At 37.5% G+C, this 20,280-nt stretch carries 11 protein-coding genes and 1 tRNA gene; 8 read left to right on the top strand and 4 right to left on the bottom strand.

The annotated features are described in order from the left end of the window. Positions 1-69 precede the first annotated feature (69 nt). A complete protein-coding gene (locus DS885_RS01985) occupies positions 70-720 on the top strand; it encodes a TetR/AcrR family transcriptional regulator (protein WP_113817728.1) in 651 nt (216 codons plus the stop codon). A 74-nt stretch (positions 721-794) separates the two neighbouring features. On the opposite strand, the gene DS885_RS01980 is transcribed toward DS885_RS01985, so the two are convergent. The 3 genes from DS885_RS01980 to DS885_RS01970 are packed head-to-tail and all read right to left on the bottom strand — an operon-like array spanning position 795 to position 5,448. Then, positions 795-3,017: a heparinase II/III domain-containing protein gene (locus tag DS885_RS01980; protein ID WP_113817727.1), complete on the bottom strand. Its 2,223-nt coding sequence runs from the start codon at positions 3,015-3,017 to the stop codon at positions 795-797. Position 3,018: 1 nt separating this feature from the next. After that, positions 3,019-3,570: an acyltransferase gene (locus DS885_RS01975; RefSeq protein ID WP_113817726.1), complete on the bottom strand. Its 552-nt coding sequence runs from the start codon at positions 3,568-3,570 to the stop codon at positions 3,019-3,021. A gap of 57 nt (positions 3,571-3,627) precedes the next feature. Beyond that, complete coding sequence (locus DS885_RS01970) at positions 3,628-5,448, bottom strand: sodium:solute symporter family transporter (protein ID WP_113817725.1); 1,821 nt, start codon at positions 5,446-5,448, stop codon at positions 3,628-3,630. A 171-nt stretch (positions 5,449-5,619) separates the two neighbouring features. Between DS885_RS01970 and DS885_RS01965 the strand changes: the two genes are divergently transcribed. The 3 genes from DS885_RS01965 to DS885_RS01955 all read left to right on the top strand — a co-directional run bounded on the left by DS885_RS01965 (position 5,620) and on the right by DS885_RS01955 (position 12,093). Next, positions 5,620-6,525 (top strand): LysR family transcriptional regulator, encoded by a 906-nt coding sequence (locus DS885_RS01965; RefSeq protein ID WP_113817724.1) that lies wholly within the window; start codon positions 5,620-5,622, stop codon positions 6,523-6,525. Between the two features lie 246 nt (positions 6,526-6,771). Continuing rightward, on the top strand, positions 6,772-7,440 hold the full coding sequence (locus DS885_RS01960; protein WP_113817723.1) for a hypothetical protein: 669 nt from the start codon (positions 6,772-6,774) through the stop codon (positions 7,438-7,440). Positions 7,441-7,995: 555 nt separating this feature from the next. Then, positions 7,996-12,093 (top strand): P-loop NTPase fold protein, encoded by a 4,098-nt coding sequence (locus tag DS885_RS01955; RefSeq protein WP_113817722.1) that lies wholly within the window; start codon positions 7,996-7,998, stop codon positions 12,091-12,093. Between the two features lie 532 nt (positions 12,094-12,625). On the opposite strand, the gene DS885_RS01950 is transcribed toward DS885_RS01955, so the two are convergent. Beyond that, a tRNA-Trp gene (locus DS885_RS01950) sits at positions 12,626-12,701 on the bottom strand. 272 nt (positions 12,702-12,973) lie between these two features. On the opposite strand from DS885_RS01950, the gene DS885_RS01945 reads away from it, so the two are divergent. The 4 genes from DS885_RS01945 (at position 12,974) to DS885_RS17710 (ending at position 19,956) form a co-directional block, all read left to right on the top strand. Next, positions 12,974-14,098, top strand: coding sequence for a phosphoserine transaminase (locus DS885_RS01945; RefSeq protein ID WP_113817721.1), 1,125 nt, complete (start codon positions 12,974-12,976; stop codon positions 14,096-14,098). A gap of 339 nt (positions 14,099-14,437) precedes the next feature. Beyond that, complete coding sequence (gene gorA / locus DS885_RS01940) at positions 14,438-15,802, top strand: glutathione-disulfide reductase (RefSeq protein ID WP_113817720.1); 1,365 nt, start codon at positions 14,438-14,440, stop codon at positions 15,800-15,802. A gap of 710 nt (positions 15,803-16,512) precedes the next feature. Next, a complete protein-coding gene (locus tag DS885_RS01935; RefSeq protein ID WP_113817719.1) occupies positions 16,513-17,913 on the top strand; it encodes a hypothetical protein in 1,401 nt (466 codons plus the stop codon). 285 nt (positions 17,914-18,198) lie between these two features. After that, positions 18,199-19,956 (top strand): polysaccharide lyase family 7 protein, encoded by a 1,758-nt coding sequence (locus DS885_RS17710; RefSeq protein ID WP_258546825.1) that lies wholly within the window; start codon positions 18,199-18,201, stop codon positions 19,954-19,956. The last annotated feature ends 324 nt before the right edge of the window (positions 19,957-20,280 follow it).

Raw genomic sequence — 20,280 nt, 5'->3', positions numbered from 1 at the left:
TTGTTAGAAGTCAGGCTGCATTAGTCTGGTTTTTGATTCTATAAATCGCTAAAAGAGTATGCTTTATTTATGAAAAAAGTAATGAAAAAAAGCCAATCACCTCGTGGATCATTAGCTGATATACGCCAAGGTAATGAACAACAAATTTTAGATGCAGCAGAACATGTATTTGCAGAACGAGGCTACCGTGGCACCACCGTTGCCGCTATTGCAGAAGCCGTTAACTTACCAAAAGCCAACGTACTTTATTATTTTAAGAGCAAAGAAGGTTTATACAAAGAGGTCATTAATCGTTTGTTAGTGTTGTGGATGCAACATATGAACGAAATGAATGCAGAGCAACATCCCGGTGACGCACTACCAAAATATATTAACAATAAAATACACCAATCGCGACTGCACCCTAATGCTTCACGTATTTTCGCAGCAGAAGTCCTACACGGCGCACACTACTTACGTGAGCCACTGCAAAATGAATTAAGAGAACAATACGAACAAACCTGTGACGTGTTCCGCGCATGGCAAGAAAAAGGTTGGCTTGATCCTATTGATCCAGAGCATATGTTATTTATGCTCTGGTCAAGTACTCAAGCTTATGCTGACCATGGTTTACAGATCAGTATCTTAATGAAAAAAGAGCAACTATCAGATGAAGACTTTGCCAAAGGCATCGAATTAGTCACGCATGTCATTTTGAAAGGCTGCGGCGTGAAATTGTAACGCTACTCAACAAGCATTAACGTCAGTAGCGCTATAAATGACTGACGTTACCTTTTACTTATTTCCTCTTACCTTCATACAACAGGCTCGATGACTCGCGTTTTCACCTCTTTGTCATCAATCAATAACTGTCGCCCATCTAATTCAATGACTAACTCCCCAAATTCATTAACCTTAACTGGGACAGGAGATTTCAAACAACTTACTGCAACATTATGCGCAATCGCAGAAGGAAGCTCCCACTGCATATGATAAATGTCAGTCGTCGCATCTGATTCTATTCCTCCTGAAACAGGGATATCTTCGTCGTAACCAAACGTTAATGCGGCAGGTACTTTGATGTGACTTTTTGCATTATCTAATACAGCACAGTGATAATAATGATTGAGCTTAGATGAACTAAGTTGGATATCTCCACTAGTTAAATGTGCTTGCAAATGAGTATGTAACCGCCACTGCACTGGCTTTGCCTCAAATAACTTAATCTCATCCCAGATAATCACGCCCTTGCCTTTAACGAGTACAAAGGTGCGTATAAAGGAGTGTGCATCAAGATAGGCTTGAGTGAGGTCAACCTTGTAACAAGCCCAAGTATCGCCTTCTTGCCAATAAGTCACTACAGCAGTTGCACTCTCATCATCGATAACCTGCCCTCTTCCATCAATCAAGGGCAAATTATGTGCACGAGTGGTTTGTGTCCACTCACTATGGTGGCTGCTCCCAAAGCAATAACCATAGCTCCCTGAGGGAGTCAGCACCCCTAACCCATTATCCATTAGAGCAAAGTTACCTTGATCAGCATGACGGTGAGAGCTGTTCCCAAAAGGACTGGCTCTAAACAGTAAATCAAGCTGTTCATAACTGACGATACCAAAACCTGCATGCTGGTAAAAATGACTGGCGGTAGCGCGTGCTGGCTTTGCTTCGACTTGAGATTGACGCTCATAATCCAGTTGTTTAACCGTGCTCACTACATCTAATAAGTGCAAACTGTAATGCGTTATTGTTGCTTCTAATTGTGCACTTTTTTGAATCGCCTGTTGGTCGCCAAAGCGGTGCGCATAAATACGTAATGGGTTTTGAGCAAAAAAACCAGGCCATTCCACGCTATCGCGTTTACACCAAAAACCGTCACCAAACGGGTGAATCGACTGCTCTGTTGCAACAAAGTCCATCGCAAAATCACAGTAGTTTTTATAGAAAGGATGCTCATAAAAAGAAAAATCACTTAAGCGCTCAACGGATAAAAAGAAAGTATGGTGCCACTTACTGTAAGAAGATGAGTAAAAAGGTCCTTCTGCCCAGCTGCCATCTTTACCACCATAAAAAGGAAAAATGCCCCGATAGATCATCAAGGAGTAATTTAACCATCGCTCACAAATATCTCGTTCAAATTCTTTGTGCAATACCAGTGCCGCAACGCCTAAATATCCCGGTAAACGAGAGGTATGAGAATGACCTGGGAATTGATGAAACTGATCAGCAGTTAAACGCTCTTCCATTTGATAAGCAATACGTATCAACATAGGTCGAACAAATGACTTTTCAGGTTCAGTCATTAACGGCGATAACCAGTGATAAGCTAAAAAGAGATTACGTGATAGCGATAATCCTACCTCGTCGCCCCATGTTAAAGGCCGCACTAATGAAGCAGGGCCTTCCGGACTCCATTGCGCTAAGCTCAGTAACAATTCAACCGCGTGCTCACCACTGTCTTCTTCTTGCCAAATTTTATATAGCAATGTCAGCGCAATTAAGTCCCTATCAATCCATTCTCGCACATTAGCAATCGCAGTTCTTTTACCTGCTTCCTTGCCACGCTTATAATGGTCGGGGTAGGTTATCTGATTAGCATTAGCCGCTAATTGAGCCGTTGCTTTGAGTTTAGGATACGCCTGCTCTGCCCCAGCTTTGACTATCTCAATGTCTTCATCTAGATACATCATAAACTGATCTTTATCTGCACATAACTCAAACAACTGTTCTGCCGTAGGCGCTATATAATCAGGGGTTTCGCATTCAATGGCAAAATGAAACCATTGAGATTTGAACCCGATAGCATCAGTTAAACGCCAACGGAATTCGCCAGACTCTAAAGTAAAAGGCAACTGTAGTGGAGACTGAACACCTTGCCACTGCCAAGTTTGTTCAGTGGTGCAACAAATGAGCTCTAGGTCGTAAACCTGCTTAGCATCTGCTTGCGGCCAATTAAAGCTAGGTGGATTAGTTAACGCGGGTTGCTGATCTTCAGGTGATAAAAACAGCTGAAAGTCATGATGTCGTTTTAGCTCTAACATGTTATTTCTCCTGTTTAAACCAAGTATATTGACCTGTTTCTCTGTCTATCTTTCCTAACGGGACTGCCGGTGTGCCGCCCACGATCGCATAATCATCAACATCACTTGTGACCACTGAATTCGCGCAGACTAAGCTGCATCGCCCAATAGTCACCCCAGGTGTTATAACCACCCCAGAGGTTAACCAGACACCATCTTTAATGATGACTTTACCCTGGCTTAAATCGCTGCGGCCGCTAAAAAAATCATCCTCAACAGAATAAATATGATTAGAGGCAACAATACTGGCATGTGGACCGATTAATACATTTTCTCCAATATTGACATCACCATTCACATAGCTATATAAGCCAACATAAGAACATTTACCGATTTGGTTATCACCAATTCTAACCACTGCTCCGGGAGCAATCCTGACGCGTTCATTCACAAAGCCTAAAATCTTAGCTCTGCTATTATCATCTTCAAAATTATTGCTTTGGGTTGTATACAGTGTAAATTTACGAAACTCTTCTTCGCTTAATTCGCCACCAAACTCTTGTTGTACAGACATATTCCGAACCTTAGAGAGTGAGTGCGTAAACTCACTCTCATGTTGATAATTTAAAAACTAATTAACCACCGCTTTGCTTGCATCGGTATCAATGACAGGTGAAGAGGTCTTTACATGGCTGGTCGCCGTCGGTACATCTTTCACCGATTTAACTAATAACCAACCAATCAAGCCAACAATCGCAGCGACAGCAACAAACAATAAACGCCCCCATAAAGGATTAGGCACTAAGGTTAATAACAACAAAGGCACACAAGCTGTCAGTAATAAACGCCCTAACATCGTGTGCTGCTTATTATCCATAGTCACACTGAGCGGCGTATCTTCCACCACCACTTCCGTATCAACATTCGAGAAAAACTTCTCAACTTCAGCCGTACGCTCTGGTGACAAGCCTTTATAAAAGAATTGTGATAATACAAAGAAAGGTAAAGTAATCAGCATGTGGCCTGAAACACCTAAGGTTACCGACTTCATTTCAGCAAATTCACGCGCAGTTAATGGTGCATCTAACCCGAAAACAGATTCGATCAACTCAGGCGTAATACCAAAGGCAATGATACCTGATACACACATTCCCACTAAAATAGTGCCCCATCCAGCCCAATCTGGTGTTTTACGGATAAAGAAACACATGATTGATGGAATCAACACAGGGAAACCCACTAACGTCCCCACCAGCATCATTAAATCAAATAATCCAAATTCGCGCAGTGAAGTTAAAAATAAACCAGTAAAGATGACAATAATGCCAAACATCGCCGTGAAGAATTGACTTGCACGCATTAGCGTTTTTTCATTTGGATTTTTACAAAAGTAGGGTTCATATACACTTTTCACTAAGATCCCTGCATTACGATTTAATGCTGAATCCATCGATGACATGGTAGCAGCAAACATCGCCGCTAACATTAATCCCACCATACCCGCTGGCATCTCACGTTTAACAAAGATGTAATAAGTCGCATCGGATACATTTTTACCAAGCTCATCTAACCCCCAAGTCGTTACATCTGGGTAGTTACCAGCAACAAACCATGCAGGTAAGAACCAAACTAATGGCCCGAAGATCATCAAACCACAGGCTAATAAAGCCGCTTTACGTGCATTTTTTGTATCTTTGGCACTAATATAACGATAAGAGTCGACCATATTATTGGTACTAAAGAACTGCTTCACAAAAATACAAACAAACCAACCAACAAACAGATAAGTGTAGCTATATCCATCACCCATTAATGATTGCTCAGGTAATCCAACTTCGAGTAAATTACCAACACCGCCCGATTTCCAGACCGCTACCGCTGCTGCAATAAATGACATCACCGTAATGATCACCATTTGTAAGAAATCTGATGCAATTACCGCCCAGCTCCCACCAACCAGTGACATAAACAGCACCACTAAACCAGCACCAATAATAGTTTGCTCTAATGGCACGCCGAGTACCGCACTGGTAAACACCGCCAAACCATTTAACCAAATGGCGGCTTGTAATACACTTAATGGAATATTAGCCCATGTGAACACTTGCTCATTGACTTTACCTAAACGCATTCTTGCGCCTTGTAACGGACTAATCACACGCATTTGTCGTGCTTTTGCAGCAAAGAACAGGTAATTACAAAAGTAACCTAACGCATTCGCAAAAAAGACTATCGCCACCGACATACCACTGTTTAAGGCTTTCCCCATTAACCCAGTAAAGGTCATCGCGCTTAATGCCATCATGAATGCCGTTGCGCCAACCATCCACCAAAGCATTCGACCACCACCTCGAAAATACTCTGAAGTATTATCAGCGGCCGATCGAAACATCCAACCAATCCCAAGCAAAAAGACAAAATAAACCAGTACAACAATGACATCGATATCCATTTTAAACATCCTATTAGTGGAGGGAGATATTCCCAATTAAAGCGATGAGCAATTTAATTTAATCGCGCTTTGATACGCGCTACACAAATAAATATACGTGCCGTTGGTGGGCTGGAGAAATACTGATAATGTATAGCATTAATACATATTTGTAATAAAAGGGACTGTTGAATGGAAATAAAATCACTGAAAACATTCATCGCAGTCGCCGCTTTAAAAAACTTTTCAGCGGCCGCAAAGCAGCTATATACGGTACAACCTAATGTTAGCCGACAAATTTCAGACTTAGAAAAAGAGCTTGGCGTAAAGCTTTTTACAAGAAGCACACGCGAAGTAAATTTAACGGAAACAGGGAAAATCCTATTACCCGAAGCCATTGAAATTGTCGCAAATAATACACGTGTCACAGAATTGGTGAGAGCAGCCGAAGATAAACAACAAAGTCTACGAATCGGATACCTTGCTTCCGCTTGCTCTACTTTTTTTCCGCAATTAGTGAGTCAGTTTTCGGCCCGTTACCCACGTATTAAGATATCCATTCAAGAGATGACATCAAAAGAGCAGTTAAATGCCCTATTAGAAAATAAAATCGATGTGAGCTTTTCACGCCCTCAACCTTTGTTGGAAAAAGAGCGTTTCTCTTGTGCCGAAATCTATACTGACCCTTTAGTCGCAGCGATTCCAGATGGGCACCCGTTACTAAAACAAAAAAAAATTACGTTTCAAGACTTAAAAAGCGAAAACTTTATCTTATTTAAACCAGAAGAAGCGATGGATTTACATCACCATGTGGTATCCAATTGCGAGAAAAATGGTTTTTACCCTAATATTACTTCGCACCATGGCAATATACGCAGTTTAATGACAGTCGTGTCTGCGGGATTAGGAATCTCATTTGTCCCAACGTGCGTCAAATACTTAGGGTTGAATGGATGTCAGTTTATTTCAATGCAAGAACTCAATATGACATTGAAATTGAACTTATATCATTGTGCTGCAAACTGCCCTTCGCATATTACTCAATTTGTAGATTTTTGTGCCTCTAAAGATATCACCCTAGGACATCATATAAGTTAACATACAACTATTTTATGTTATCTTACAAAGGTTATTTTTCCATTTATTATTAGGTAGTTAGCATTAACCAGCCAGTTTTTATCACGTCAAAAATAGGCGACTTCAAGTAACGCGTATCACAGAAATAAAAATACTAAGGCGTATCTCGATCGCCGATTTATAAAATGTTTTAGCAATCACATAAAATAATACAATAGCACTATAAAGTATCGATACCATTAATAAATAGACGTTTAGGGGTAAGGTATGAAAAGAATTTACTTAGGATTAACTATCGCAGCACTATTAACGGGTTGTGCCAATACAGCACAAACCACTTCAACTGCATCAAATAATGCGAGTACTGTAGTCGCTGTAGCATCTGGAGATAATCTCATTGCCGACCCACAGCTAACTGAGTTTAGAAGTAACAGTGGTAAGAGTGATGTATGGAAAAAAAGCGCCAATAAAAATGCAGGTTTAGGCGACGCAGGTAGCTCAAAAGATACCGCCTTTGATGAAGAAGGCTCTTCACGTTTACGCTTTGTATCAGCCAATGATGACTTCAGCGCACAACCAGGCTTAACGCAACAAGTACTTGGCCTTCAACCTAATACCGATTACCAGTTATCGCTGTATTACAATGATAAAAAAGGCGATGACTCAATCAGCGAGTTAGTGTTTGGTGTCGATGGCATGACAGGCGAATCATTAGTCAGCAAAACCATCCATGTTTCAGAATTAACTAATGCCCCACAAGGCGCAGTCAAAAAACGCTTCAAACAAACCGCAGTTAACTTTAATTCTGGCTCTAATGTTTCAGTTACTATTTACGCAAAACTGCATATTACCGACCCATCACAAATCGATTCATCAGGTGATATTGGTAAACAAACAGAAGTCCGTATTGATGAGTTTAAGCTAAGCAAATTATAGAAAGCGATAACGACTCAGCTATCAAAACCTGCCTATGGCAGGTTTTTTATTGCCTTGTATAAATGTTAAATAATAAAAAATACAAGGCTAAATAAGGATAAGTAGTAAACAGTAGAATACTCATTTTATCTTCAAAGGTAATAATGATTAAATCTAATTCTTATTCGATTCTTCAAATCAAAGTGATTAGCCTTAATGTACTTATTTATAAGTCTCTAGGGACAAATTGCGCCTTAGAATTTATGTGTATTTTTGAGGTAGGTAGCGTCAGTAGCTCCAACAAAGCAGACATTACTAAAAGTCGCTACCGCCCCCATTGCGCCTTAGGCCACTATAAATTTAACTGCTACGAAAATTATATGAGTGATCAGAATAACGTATATCCAGCTATTTCATTTATATCAACTGGCAATGTTATTCAGTACAAGAAAAATTATTTATCAGTATAAAAACATTGTTAGGTAGCATTAGTTAGTAACCAGATGATTTATAATGGTATATTAAATTATGCACAGCTTTTGCTGTTTTTTTCATGTTTTATAAGTGAGCACATCAATGGATAATCGGCTTCAAAGTAGTTGGCAAATCAAAACGGTACCAGTTTCAACTGTTAATGATGATAAATTATCACATGATGTTATTTCTGAATTATTAGATGAAAAAATTGATGGTTTATTTAAAGAAGATAATATTCCTAGCTGTATATGTTTGAATGGTGAGTACGGTAGTGGCAAGTCAACCATCACAAATTTGTTATTTGAAAGATGGAACGGCTCTACAAATAAAAAAGTTATTCATTTTAATATTTGGCGACACGAAAAAGAAAATACATATTATGCTTTGTTTCGCAACGTTTTTTATGCATTGCAAAACAAAAAAAACAGGGATTTTAGAGATAAAAAGTTTTTAGAAACATTAGTTTATGAAAATGAAATATCATCGTTAGACGAAGAGTTTAGTGACTTAGTGTATTCAAGTTTTACCAAAAAAGAAGTTAATCAAAAAAAGCTCGATGAAGGTATTTCAAGTTTTATTGAAGAGCTCCCTAAGTACACCAAGTTATTAACTTGGGGAATTATCAAAACCATTCTATGGGGCAGTCTTATTGTCGGGTCTTTAGCGGGGTTAATTGATTTTATCATGGAAAGAAACCTTGACAGTAGCTTTATGTTTGCGCTGAAAATGTTTGTAATATCGCTAACGTCCACATCCTTAATTTCAGTATTATCAAAGAACATATTTAAAAGCCTACCTACACTTTTTAAATTTCATATCTCGCCCTCAGAGAAATCAATTTCACTTCCTTCGATTTCTAATACAGAGCAATTACAGTCAGTATTTAGAAATATTTTAAGTAAGCATAATGGGAATCCTGATTGCCAAAATTTAGTTATTGTTATTGAAGATGTTGATAGAAAGCATAATGATGAAATTATTCATACTTTAAATGAATTACGAACATTCATTGATTTGGGTAAAGCTATATTTATTATCCCATGTGATTTAAACAACATTCAACGCGCATTCTATGAATCTGCAATTGATAAATCTGAAGGAATAGATGAAAAAGAAGTTCAATGGAAAGCAAAAGATTTTTGTTCAAAAATATTCTCACACACTATAAGTGTTCCGCCACAAAGTCAGTTAGATTTAAGAGAATTTTTAATTGCAAAGATCAATAACGAAAGTCAATATCACCCTTTAAATAACCTGTTGGAAACTACTGATGAGATGGAGTCATTAATTGATATTTTACTTGTTAGCTCAATAAAGACTCCTCGCGAGGCTATCAATATATTCAATCGCTTTACGCTACAGCTTGAGCATGCTTTAAAATTAGAAAAAAAAGAAATAAGGTTAAAAGCGGGTACAATTTCAAAAAATATTTTGCCGTATGCCCGTGTATATATGTTATCTATCTATTATGGACTGGAAAATAACCTCCTAAAATTCCCAGAACTTCCAACTTGGATTGTTAATTATTTTAGAACAAGAAAAAATCACTTCGAGTTGGTTGACCCAGAAGTAGTGTCTATTGACTTAGAAGACAATGTTCCAAAATACGCACATCAATATTTTAAAGGTTTAATTAAAAAAGGTGTCGTAAATTTGGAAGTTGAGGAGTTTGTCAGCCGAACAGAAATTTACGACTCATCATTAATTAAAGCTTTTATTTACTTAGATGAAATATCGTACAGTGGTGTAGTAGGTAATGAAATCTATAACAAAGTGTCCAACGCTTTAAAAACTAGGAATATGGTAGCGTTAAATAGTTTCCTTGATGAAGAGAAAGGCGAAATATCTGAAGTCATTAGCAAAATTACAGATAACTTAAGTTACAGTTCTGATTTTACCACTTTCCTTCCAAGTCTCGTGGAGTTAGCTCCATTAATATCCCCTCAGCACCAAAGAAAAATAGTGAAATTCATTATTGAGCACTTTGACAGAATTAACGAAACAACTTTATATTCTTTTGATCCTGAAATAATAGATAACGTTTTTTCTTTAGCGAACTCCAGTATCCTTAAAGCAAAAAAACGATATTTTAGTGTATTGAGTAATGAACAAGAATCAATAAGTGATTATTGCTCACCAGAACGATTATTTGAAATTGTTATGATGCTAATTCAAAATATAGATAAGCGTGCCAATTATGTAGATAAAGCAACTATCGAATTACTCAAAGGTTTTGTTAATATCCCTGCTAATGAAGGTCACGAATTCTTACAGCGAGACAAGTACGTTAAAATTTTAAATTCACTTGAACAGAAGACGATTACTAATCTATTTTCCGCTGAAATTTTATCAAGGTTTACAGATGAATTAGATAAATATTTAGCCGAGAGTATTGATTTTGAACTTGCTAAGAGCGTTTTTGAAAAACTAATTTTAATTTTTATTGAACTTGATAAAAAAGTCACTATTTCAGCAATCAATAAAATTTCATGTTATGAGAATCATATGCTAAATGAATGGTTCATACATTTAGTCACAATTAATCAAGAATATTTCAAAGAAAAGCAACATTTATTAAAAGTATCTAAGTTGATTAAAGAGAACATATTTGACAGGTATTTAACAGAGGAAGCATTTACGGATAATAAGAAATTACTCACCAACACAATTACTCAATTTGCTCAGTTAGACTCGTATGCACTTCAGAATTTTACGTCTAAAAATACACCTGAATTCAAAAGTTTAATCGCTTTGTATATAAAGCATATCAATGATGCAAGTGTTGAGTTTTTAGAGTTTCTTTTTGAATTTATTTATACTCACGAAACAGTTGCCAAATATAACTACCTGCATTTGTTATTTGATTTAATTACCCCATTTCTTAAAATTAACTTGATTAATAAGCCTATTAATTCGGTTGAGTTTGAAAAAAGTAAGATGCTAGCTAACTTTATCGTTCGAGGGGATTTAATTACGGACGATGATAAATCGACAGAGTTAATGCATGTTTTATTGAAACAAATGCAAATCCATATTAATCAAAAGAAAGCGAACACTGAGATTTCAGCCGCACTATTTGAATTTATAAATATTCTGAATGGAGCAGAGAGTGTTAGCAGAAACCTTGCAAAATGGGTTGAAAGTGCAGTTCTTCAACTAGCAGTAAATAATGTTCAATTAACAATCTATCGAGATTATTTGAACATTATTGATTTGGTAAAGGATGATCTATCCGAAAAATACCTCACTCAAATGATATCAGTATGCTACTCATTAATTGCAAGTCACCCTGGTAATGAAGACTATGTTTTACTAGCGTGGCAATGGATTGAAAAAATTGCATCAATTGATAGTTCATTAGCGTCCCTGAAAACAACCGTTGGTAAATATATTTTCACTAATATCCCCCATAAGGAAAGCTATTTTAAAGGGAACCATCAAAAATATATCGTTAAAGTTTTAGCTAAATTATTGCCTTTTGAGACTGAGGCTGAACAAAAATCTTATAATGAGTTGTTACTTTGGTCTGCCGAGGAACATCCTGAGCTACTTAACCTTTTAGCAAATAATATTAGATTTTTTGAAAAACCTGACATGCATAAGGCTCTAACTATCATTTCAGATTCTAATCAATGGGAATTGATATTAAGTAATATTAATAATGAAATAGATAAATATGAATCATTGATCGAATACTTAATATTTGAACAGCAAGATAAAGCTTTAATTACGAAAGCACATGGAAAAACATCTACATACCTTAATTGGGGAGATATCAGCAAACGTTCAGTAAACCGTGTTGCAGAAAGCCTCGATTTCGCTAAAGCCTCTTTTATTAATTCTTTAGACAACAACATTATTTGCCATTTTAATATTCTTGAAATTGAAAGTGAGTTTGAAAAGCTACTAACAGAGCTATTGAAAGATAATATGGATAATAAAAACCTTTCACTTGCTTTAATTGATAAATTCAAATTACAAGTAAATAGCTCATCCTCGCTTTTAAATGTTATCAAAGCTCACTTTGTCGATGTTTGTGATATCAATACAGATGTTGATAATTTACAAAAATTGAAAAAATGGTTGAAGAATAAAAAATTAACTAAAGAGTCGGGAATTAACAAAAAATTAAGGGAACTTCAAAAGTTAGCTGATGGCGAGAAAGAGAGACAAATAAGTATGCTGATTAAGTATTAAAAACAGGTCATTATCTAACCATTTACAATAATCACCGTCAAATGCAGAACTTGGAGGTTACCTAGATGGTGGCCTTTTTTGTGTTTAGTAGTAAATTTCCTAGGGCGTTATGTGCCCCTTAGCGAGCCAGAGCACCAACTTATTTAATGTCAGCTTTAGACTCATAGCGGACTTTAAAAATAAGGAACCATGATATCCCTTCTAACTCGCAATGGGGTCGAAATCCTGCCAGAATAAAAACATGACAATATTATCTCCCTCTATATTAGCAACTGCCATAAAACCACTTAGCCAACGATTAAAAAAATAAATTTACGTAAATGAACAGCCTCCAGTAACCTAAGAGGAATTATAACGTTCGAATTATCAATATTCATTTTCATGTTTAATCTAAAGATCAAGGCATACAAAGAAAACTGAACTCACAAAAGACTAAAAAGAATAAGGTAGAGGTGGCGTAGGTAATTAAGGTTTTTATAGCAGTAGAAACAACAAAGCCTCAACAATAAATTGCTGAGGCTTCATCTAAATGTGGCAGGGGTGGAGAGATTCGAACTCCCAACATACGGATTTGGAATCCGTCGTTCTGCCGTTGGAACTACACCCCTGCAGACGTTGCGGATAATACCGAAGCTAGCGTTAATGTAAAGTAACTTTTGCTAAAAATTGGTTGATTGTTTACAAAACAGGCAAAATCAAATGATTTTAATAAAATTGCTTATTATTAGGCTAAATTTTAGCTTTAAGGACAATCTATCTTCCTTTTGTACATATTAGAATATTGTAATGAATAAGAGACGGATTTGTTTGATAACCAACCGCCTCTGGTGTATTTTCAATATCATTATCATCCCCTACTTGTTTATAAAAGGATTTGCCAATGACGGCCGCTGTACCTTCGCTTAAACCGACTACTCCTAACTTTTCTTCTGGTCCATGTGCTAAGCGCCCAGGATATGATTTATTAAGCTTAGATCAAACAACATTAGGTCGTTCACATCGTTCGGATGTAGGTAAAGCAGCCTTACAAAAAGTGATTGAAGATACAGCTGACATTTTACAGTTACCTGAGGGGTATCGTGTTGGCATTGTGCCGGCTTCAGATACTGGCGCGATGGAGATGATCATGTGGTCAGTACTTGGCCCTCGTGCAGTTGATATCTGTTATTGGGAGTCATTTGGGCAAGGTTGGTTTGCTGATATTACTAAGCAGTTGAAACTAGATAATGTCAATGAGATTAAAGCTGACTATGGCCAACTACCTGACATGAGTTTAGTTAACCCAGAAAATGATTGTATCTTTACGTGGAATGGCACCACTTCTGGCGTTAAAGTAGAAAACGCTGACTTTATTAGTGACGATCGTGAAGGATTAACCATTTGTGATGCAACTTCAGCTGTATTTGCTATGCCAATGCCATGGGAAAAGTTAGATGTCACGACATTTAGCTGGCAGAAAGTATTAGGCGGTGAAGGTGGTCATGGCGTGATTATCTTAAGCCCTCGCGCGGTGGAACGTTTAGAAAGTTATACTCCATCGTGGCCTTTACCTAAAATATTCCGTTTAACGGCGGGTGGTAAATTAATAGAGGGTATTTTCTCTGGTGCAACCATTAATACACCGTCGATGTTGTGTGTGGCGGATTACCAAGATGCACTGAACTGGGTACGTTCAATTGGTGGTGTTGAAGCTTGTATTAATAAATCACAACAAAACTTAGCCGTGTTAGCAGAGTTTGTTGAAAACAACGAATGGATTAATTTCTTAGCAGAAAAAGAGAGTATTCGTTCTAATACCAGTGTGTGTTTATCTGTTGATTTATCTGCTGAGCAGCTTAAACAGTTCATCAAACTACTATCCACTGAAAACGTCGCCTTTGATATTGGTGCCTACAAAGATGCGCCAAGTGGCTTACGTATTTGGTGTGGTAGCACAGTTGAACAAAGTGATTTGGAAGCATTAATGCCATGGTTAACGTGGGCTTATAAAACAGTCACACAATAAGCTTTGATTAACCCCAGCTTAAAAACAGCTATCAGCCTGACTGGTTGCTAGCTGTTACCTCCCTCTTTTATACGTCCTAAATTATTGATAATAAATAGATATATGATAATGATCGTGTTTTCAACATATTAAAAATTTATCATCTCCGACGTAGAGCGATCCTATTCTTATCCTGATAGCGTAAGATAGTAGATGAATTGATGTGATGACTGTATTTACCCACAACAATCAAAAAACTCCATACAAACTCTAGGGTTTGTACAAGCAATGCTGTAACTTAACGACTAAGAAAAACAAAGTATTAGCCGTTTAATTTTCCAGAATAAAAATGAGGTCTCCATGAGCGACAAACAATTTGATTTTGATTACATCTGTATCGGTGGTGGTAGCGGCGGTATCGCTTCTGCAAATCGAGCGTCTATGCACGGTGCTAAAGTAGCGATCATCGAAGCCAAAGATTTAGGTGGCACTTGTGTCAATGTAGGTTGTGTTCCTAAAAAAGTGATGTGGCATGGTGCACAAGTTGCCGAGGCAATTAACCTTTATTCTGAAGATTATGGTTTTGACGTAGATGTAAAAGCATTTAATTGGGCAAGAATGGTAGAAAATCGCCAAGCTTACATTGGCCGCATTCATGAATCTTACGATCGTGTTTTAGGTAATAATAAAGTAGAAGTCATAAAAGGGTTTGCTACCTTTGTAGACAAAAATACTGTTGAAGTCGATGGAAAACAATACACAGCACAACACATTACTATCGCAACAGGTGGCCGCCCTACTATTCCTAACATTCCGGGGGCAGAGTTAGGCATCGACTCTAATGGTTTCTTTGATATTGTTGAACAACCTAAACGTGTTGCAATTGTGGGTGCCGGTTATATCGCTGTTGAAATAGCAGGGGTATTAAGTGCCTTGGGTACAGAGACGCATTTATTCGTGCGTAAAGAGTCGCCTCTGCGTAGTTTTGATCCATTAATTGTCGATACATTAGTAGAAGTAATGGCTGAAGAAGGTCCGACTCTACATACACATTCTACGCCCAAAGAAGTGACTAAAGAAGATGATGGCTCGATTACTCTGCACTTAGAAAATGGGCAAAGCCACAATGTTGATACGTTAATTTGGGCTATTGGTCGTCACCCAACCACTGATAAGATCAACTTAGCGGTAACAGGCGTTGAAACCAACGATGCTGGTTATATTAAAGTAGATGAATACCAAGAAACAAACATACCAGGCATCTACTGTGTCGGCGATATAATGGAAAATGGTGTGGAACTAACACCAGTTGCAGTAAAAGCAGGCCGTCAATTATCGGAACGTCTATTCAATAATAAACCAGAAGCAAAAATGGATTACGACTTAATTCCTACCGTTGTATTTAGCCACCCACCTATCGGAACCATTGGCGTAACGGAACCTGAAGCCATCGAACAGTATGGCAAGGAAAATGTTAAGGTTTACCAATCTGGGTTTACCGCTATGTACTCGGCAATCACTAAACACCGCCAGCCATGTAAAATGAAGCTAGTTTGTGCCGGAGATGATGAAGTCGTTGTTGGTTTGCATGGAATTGGCTTTGCTGTTGATGAAATGATTCAAGGCTTTAGTGTGGCAATGAAAATGGGAGCAACTAAAGCTGATTTTGATAATGTTGTGGCTATCCACCCAACCGGGTCTGAAGAGTTTGTGACAATGCGCTAAGCGCGGTTCAATACTTTATGGGCGTACTATCATTCATTGTGTAGTGCGCCTTTTTTCTATTTTATTTTAACCTTTTCTCGAACCACCATTGTTTACCAATGAACAAGCTATATTTCAAAAAACAACATCTCCTACCAACAATTAGCGTCGCGAGTTTTGATCCGTTCAGCTTTATGAAAAGAGAAGAGCATTCACTTTTCTTCTCAAATTAACGTTAACAAAAAGCACTGATTATTTTGTATAAACGTTTAGCCATGAGAGAAATCGACACCCATAAAAATTTTAACCCCCTCACAATTACTCATACAAAACTATAAATAAAAATAATTACTTGAAAATATTAAGCAAGAAATTGAAAGTAATAAGAACCTAACAAACAAAACCATAAGCCATTGAATTATATAAATTAAATTCAAAATCAAGCAGTTTACGTGATAAGTCTTCTTTTTATAAAAACAACACAAAGCAACCTAACCTAGGCGAAAAATTAAACTAAAAGTATCAAAACCCACCCAAATAAACATACAAATACCCTTCTATTTGTCATTTAAAATGATGTACAGATCTACTTTATGAACCTAAATAACGCCCTAATGAGAGCAAGATCATTATATTTGCATGGAAAAATTGCCCCTTTTAGCAGATTCCAGAACAATAAAAAGGTAAACAAAATCAACTCCAATTATTTTTAGCTTTAAAGGGAAAAAAAAATGAAAAACGGACAAAAAATGAAACTCACTAAAATTGCAGCCGTCACTTTAAGCGCAGCACTAATTTTTGGTTGTGATGATCTTGAATTTAAAGAAAGTACGAGTTCTACAGATGACACTGACTCTGGAAGTGAAACAGATACAGGTTCAACTGATGCAGGCCAGTATGCTGTATTAACTAATATAGAAGCAGGTTCTAGTGGTCAATTGCGTTACGATGTTGCTGCCGTTGAAGGTGCTGAATTAACTGAAGGGCAAGTTGATGTAAACGTATTTTATGCATCATCAGAAACTGAAACTGCCTATATATCATTGTTCAATGCAGATACAAATACAGCCGGCCTAGTAGGTGAAGTACAACTAGATGATGGCAACATTAAAATCAGATCTGGAGACTCTACTACTGTAGGCACTTTCACGACAGGTACATGGGTTAACGTTAACGTCACTTGGAATGTCACTGCCGGCACTTATACGGTAACAGTAGACGGCACTGAGATCGGCACTTATGATTTCCATAATTCAGCAGCAACAGGTGTTGATACGGTTGGCTTTAAAATTGGTAATAATGCATTAACAGATTCAGAAGAATTCTTAGTAGATGACTTTACGATTTACTCGGACGAAGCAGGTACAACAGAAGTCTTCTTTGATGATTATGAGGATTATGTAGTTGACGAATTATTAGATGGTGCTGGTGACCCGTACAATGATGAAACACAACCAGCCATTGTTGGCGGTGAAGCATCTGACGACACAGATACGGATACAGATACAGATACAAGTACAGATTCAACTCAAGTAGCAGCTATAGCTGATACTCTTACATCTGATACTGGTGAATTAAGATACCAAATTTCAGATGGTATCGCTGTTGGACAAGTTAACGTATCTTTCTTATACGATGAAAATGAAACACAAACAGCAGCTCTTACAGTATTCTCTACAGGTGGAACATCTACTTCAAGTAGTGAGCATATCGTAGACTTACAATTAGACGAAGGGACTGTATCACTAAGAAACCATGGAGATATCTCAACATTTACACCTGGTGAATGGGTAGACTTACAAATCAATTGGACTACAGATGGAACATCTTCAGCTGATGTTACAATTACAATTGATGAACAAGAAATCGGTACTTACGAGAATACTTACAGCACTGACGGTAATGATGATACGGGTGCAAAGGATATTCAAATTCGTTATGCAGGTGGTTCAGCAACGACTGATTTTGTATTGTATGTAGATGATTTAACGCTTTACAGTGACTCAGGCACAACCGTTAGTTTTTCTGATGATTTTGAAGACTACGAGGTTGGTGCTGTGCTTGATGAAGTAACAGATAGTGCTTATCACTCAAACAGTTCTGAAGCAACTGTAGCGGCACAACCAGAGTAATAAGTAACAAAAAATTAATAAAACTATATCAAGGCCAACTTTTAGAAGTTCGGCCTTTTTTATGGGAGTCATATTATTTATTAGTAACCATCGCACCTCAAACATACCTCCGAAAACCATCATTATTACATCAATATGCAGTGCCTAGTTATCAATTTTGAACGTTGCTTTTAGGAAGAAGTTTCATTTGTATTATAATTAGATTCTATTGTTAAACCGAGTCAATACAAAGCGAATTAATAACAGAGAATCTTTATTAACTATTATGAAAATGGATGTCATACAGTGAAATATAAATTAATAAGTAGTGCCATATTGTCAGTATTCCTTAGTGCGTGTGGTGGTAGCGGCGGTAGTGCTAGCAACAGCGTAACGGATACAGATTCATCTAATTCAGATAACGCAAGTTCAACAGGCTCATACTCTGGTGTACCTTACGACTATGTGCAATATATCAATGCACTTAACAATGCCAAATTGCAGCAGAACAACCCATCAACAAGCGCCTCAACTTCCGAGGTGGTGGATGCTGGTGAGTATAATGGGTTTGATAATGATTACTTTTATGTAGACTCAAGCACTGGCTGGTTAACCTTTGAGATGACGGGGGATAGCAAACGATCTGAATTGCGCTTTGTTGAAAACTTTAGAACCAATACCTCTGAAATATCGACATTAAGTGCAGAAATATTACCTATTTCACCTGAACAATCTGTTGCGGCCAGTGGTGATGGACAAGAGATGACATTAATGCAGGTGCATAATAAAGGCGAAAATGGAGAAACCGATGACACCGTCTTATCTCATCCATTACTGCGTATTGTTTGGGATGGTGAAAGCCGTACAGATGATGATACAGGAGATTCCTACAGTAATGCATATTGGGCAATCATCAAAACCAATGCCTACGAATGTAAAGACGATAGCAACCCTAACTACAATGATAACTGCCCTGATTCATATGATTTTTATTATTTAGCTGATTACGACGAAAGTAATGCAACAGAGTTTGAAATTGAAGCAGGTGATAGCACCTTAATAATCAATGTTGATGGTGATGAAAAAGTTAATATCGATATTACCTACTGGGATAACCTATACAGTTACTTTAAAGCCGGTGTTTATAATCAATATGAAGATGGTACCAGCACGGTACAATTTAAAAGCCTCACTTATAATGGAACAACACTACCAAGCGCAGAGCTAGATGCCTCTTCAGCGTCCTCTGATAACTTTGAACTTAATGACTGGAATTTAAGTATCCCAACCGATGATGACAATAGCGGAACAGCAGATACCATTAGTGAAGATGACTTAAGCGATGGTTATGAAGACTTTGAATACTTTTATACCGATACAGAAGATGGTGGCATGGTGTTTTATGTTGAAGTAGACGGTTATAAAACCTCAACAAATACCTCTTACACACGTACAGAACTGCGTGAAATGTTACGTGAAGGTGATACCAGTATTTCAACAAAAGGGGTTAATGAAAATAACTGGGTATTCTCATCAGCCCCCACCAGCGAACAAGAGAAAGCAGGCGGTGTTGATGGTATTTTAGATGCAACCGTTGCCGTTAACCAGGTTTCAACTACCGGTGAAAGCTATCAAATTGGTCGCGTTATTATCGGTCAAATACACGCTAATGATGACGAGCCAGTTCGCCTTTATTACCGTAAGCTGCCGGGAAATGATAAAGGGTCTATTTACTTTGCACACGAGCCACGCGATGGTTATGGCGATGAAGTTTGGGTTGATATGATTGGCAGTCGTGATAATAACGCCAGTAATCCAAGCGATGGTATTGCCTTAGATGAACCTTTTTCCTATCAAATTAAAGTGGTGGGTAACACATTAACAGTAACCATCATGCGCGATGATAAAGATGATGTAATTGAAACCTGGGATATGAGCGATAGCGGCTATGATGAAACAGGCCAGTACATGTATTTCAAAGCCGGTGCTTATAATCAAAATAACTCAGGGGAAGATGACGAAGCTGCACAAGCCACCTTCTACTACCTAAACAACCGTCATTAATTAATAACTCATAAAACCTATACTAAACAAATGTTAGTAACCTCTGGTCAACAAGCTATCTGGTTGCCAGGGGTTATTTTTATTCTGCATAACCTTCTTTAACGCCCCTACCTTAATACAACTGCTTATTCTTGTATGACAACTGATCAATTAACTTCAATCAAGAAAACACAACTAGTCTGTTTAATAACTTCTGTGTCGCTTGCTGCTATCCAACATCATTATAAAATATATAGCTGAGTGTTCTATGTTTCTAGCGTTTGGAAAGATATTGGACAGAGGCTATCACTCTTTGTCTGCAGTAATACCAATTATATTAAATAA

The organism is Psychromonas sp. B3M02, assembly GCF_003318165.1.
Taxonomy (GTDB): Bacteria; Pseudomonadota; Gammaproteobacteria; order Enterobacterales; family Psychromonadaceae; genus Psychromonas.
Note: the sequence above shows the minus strand (reverse complement) of the source record. Positions and strands in the feature narration are given on the sequence as shown.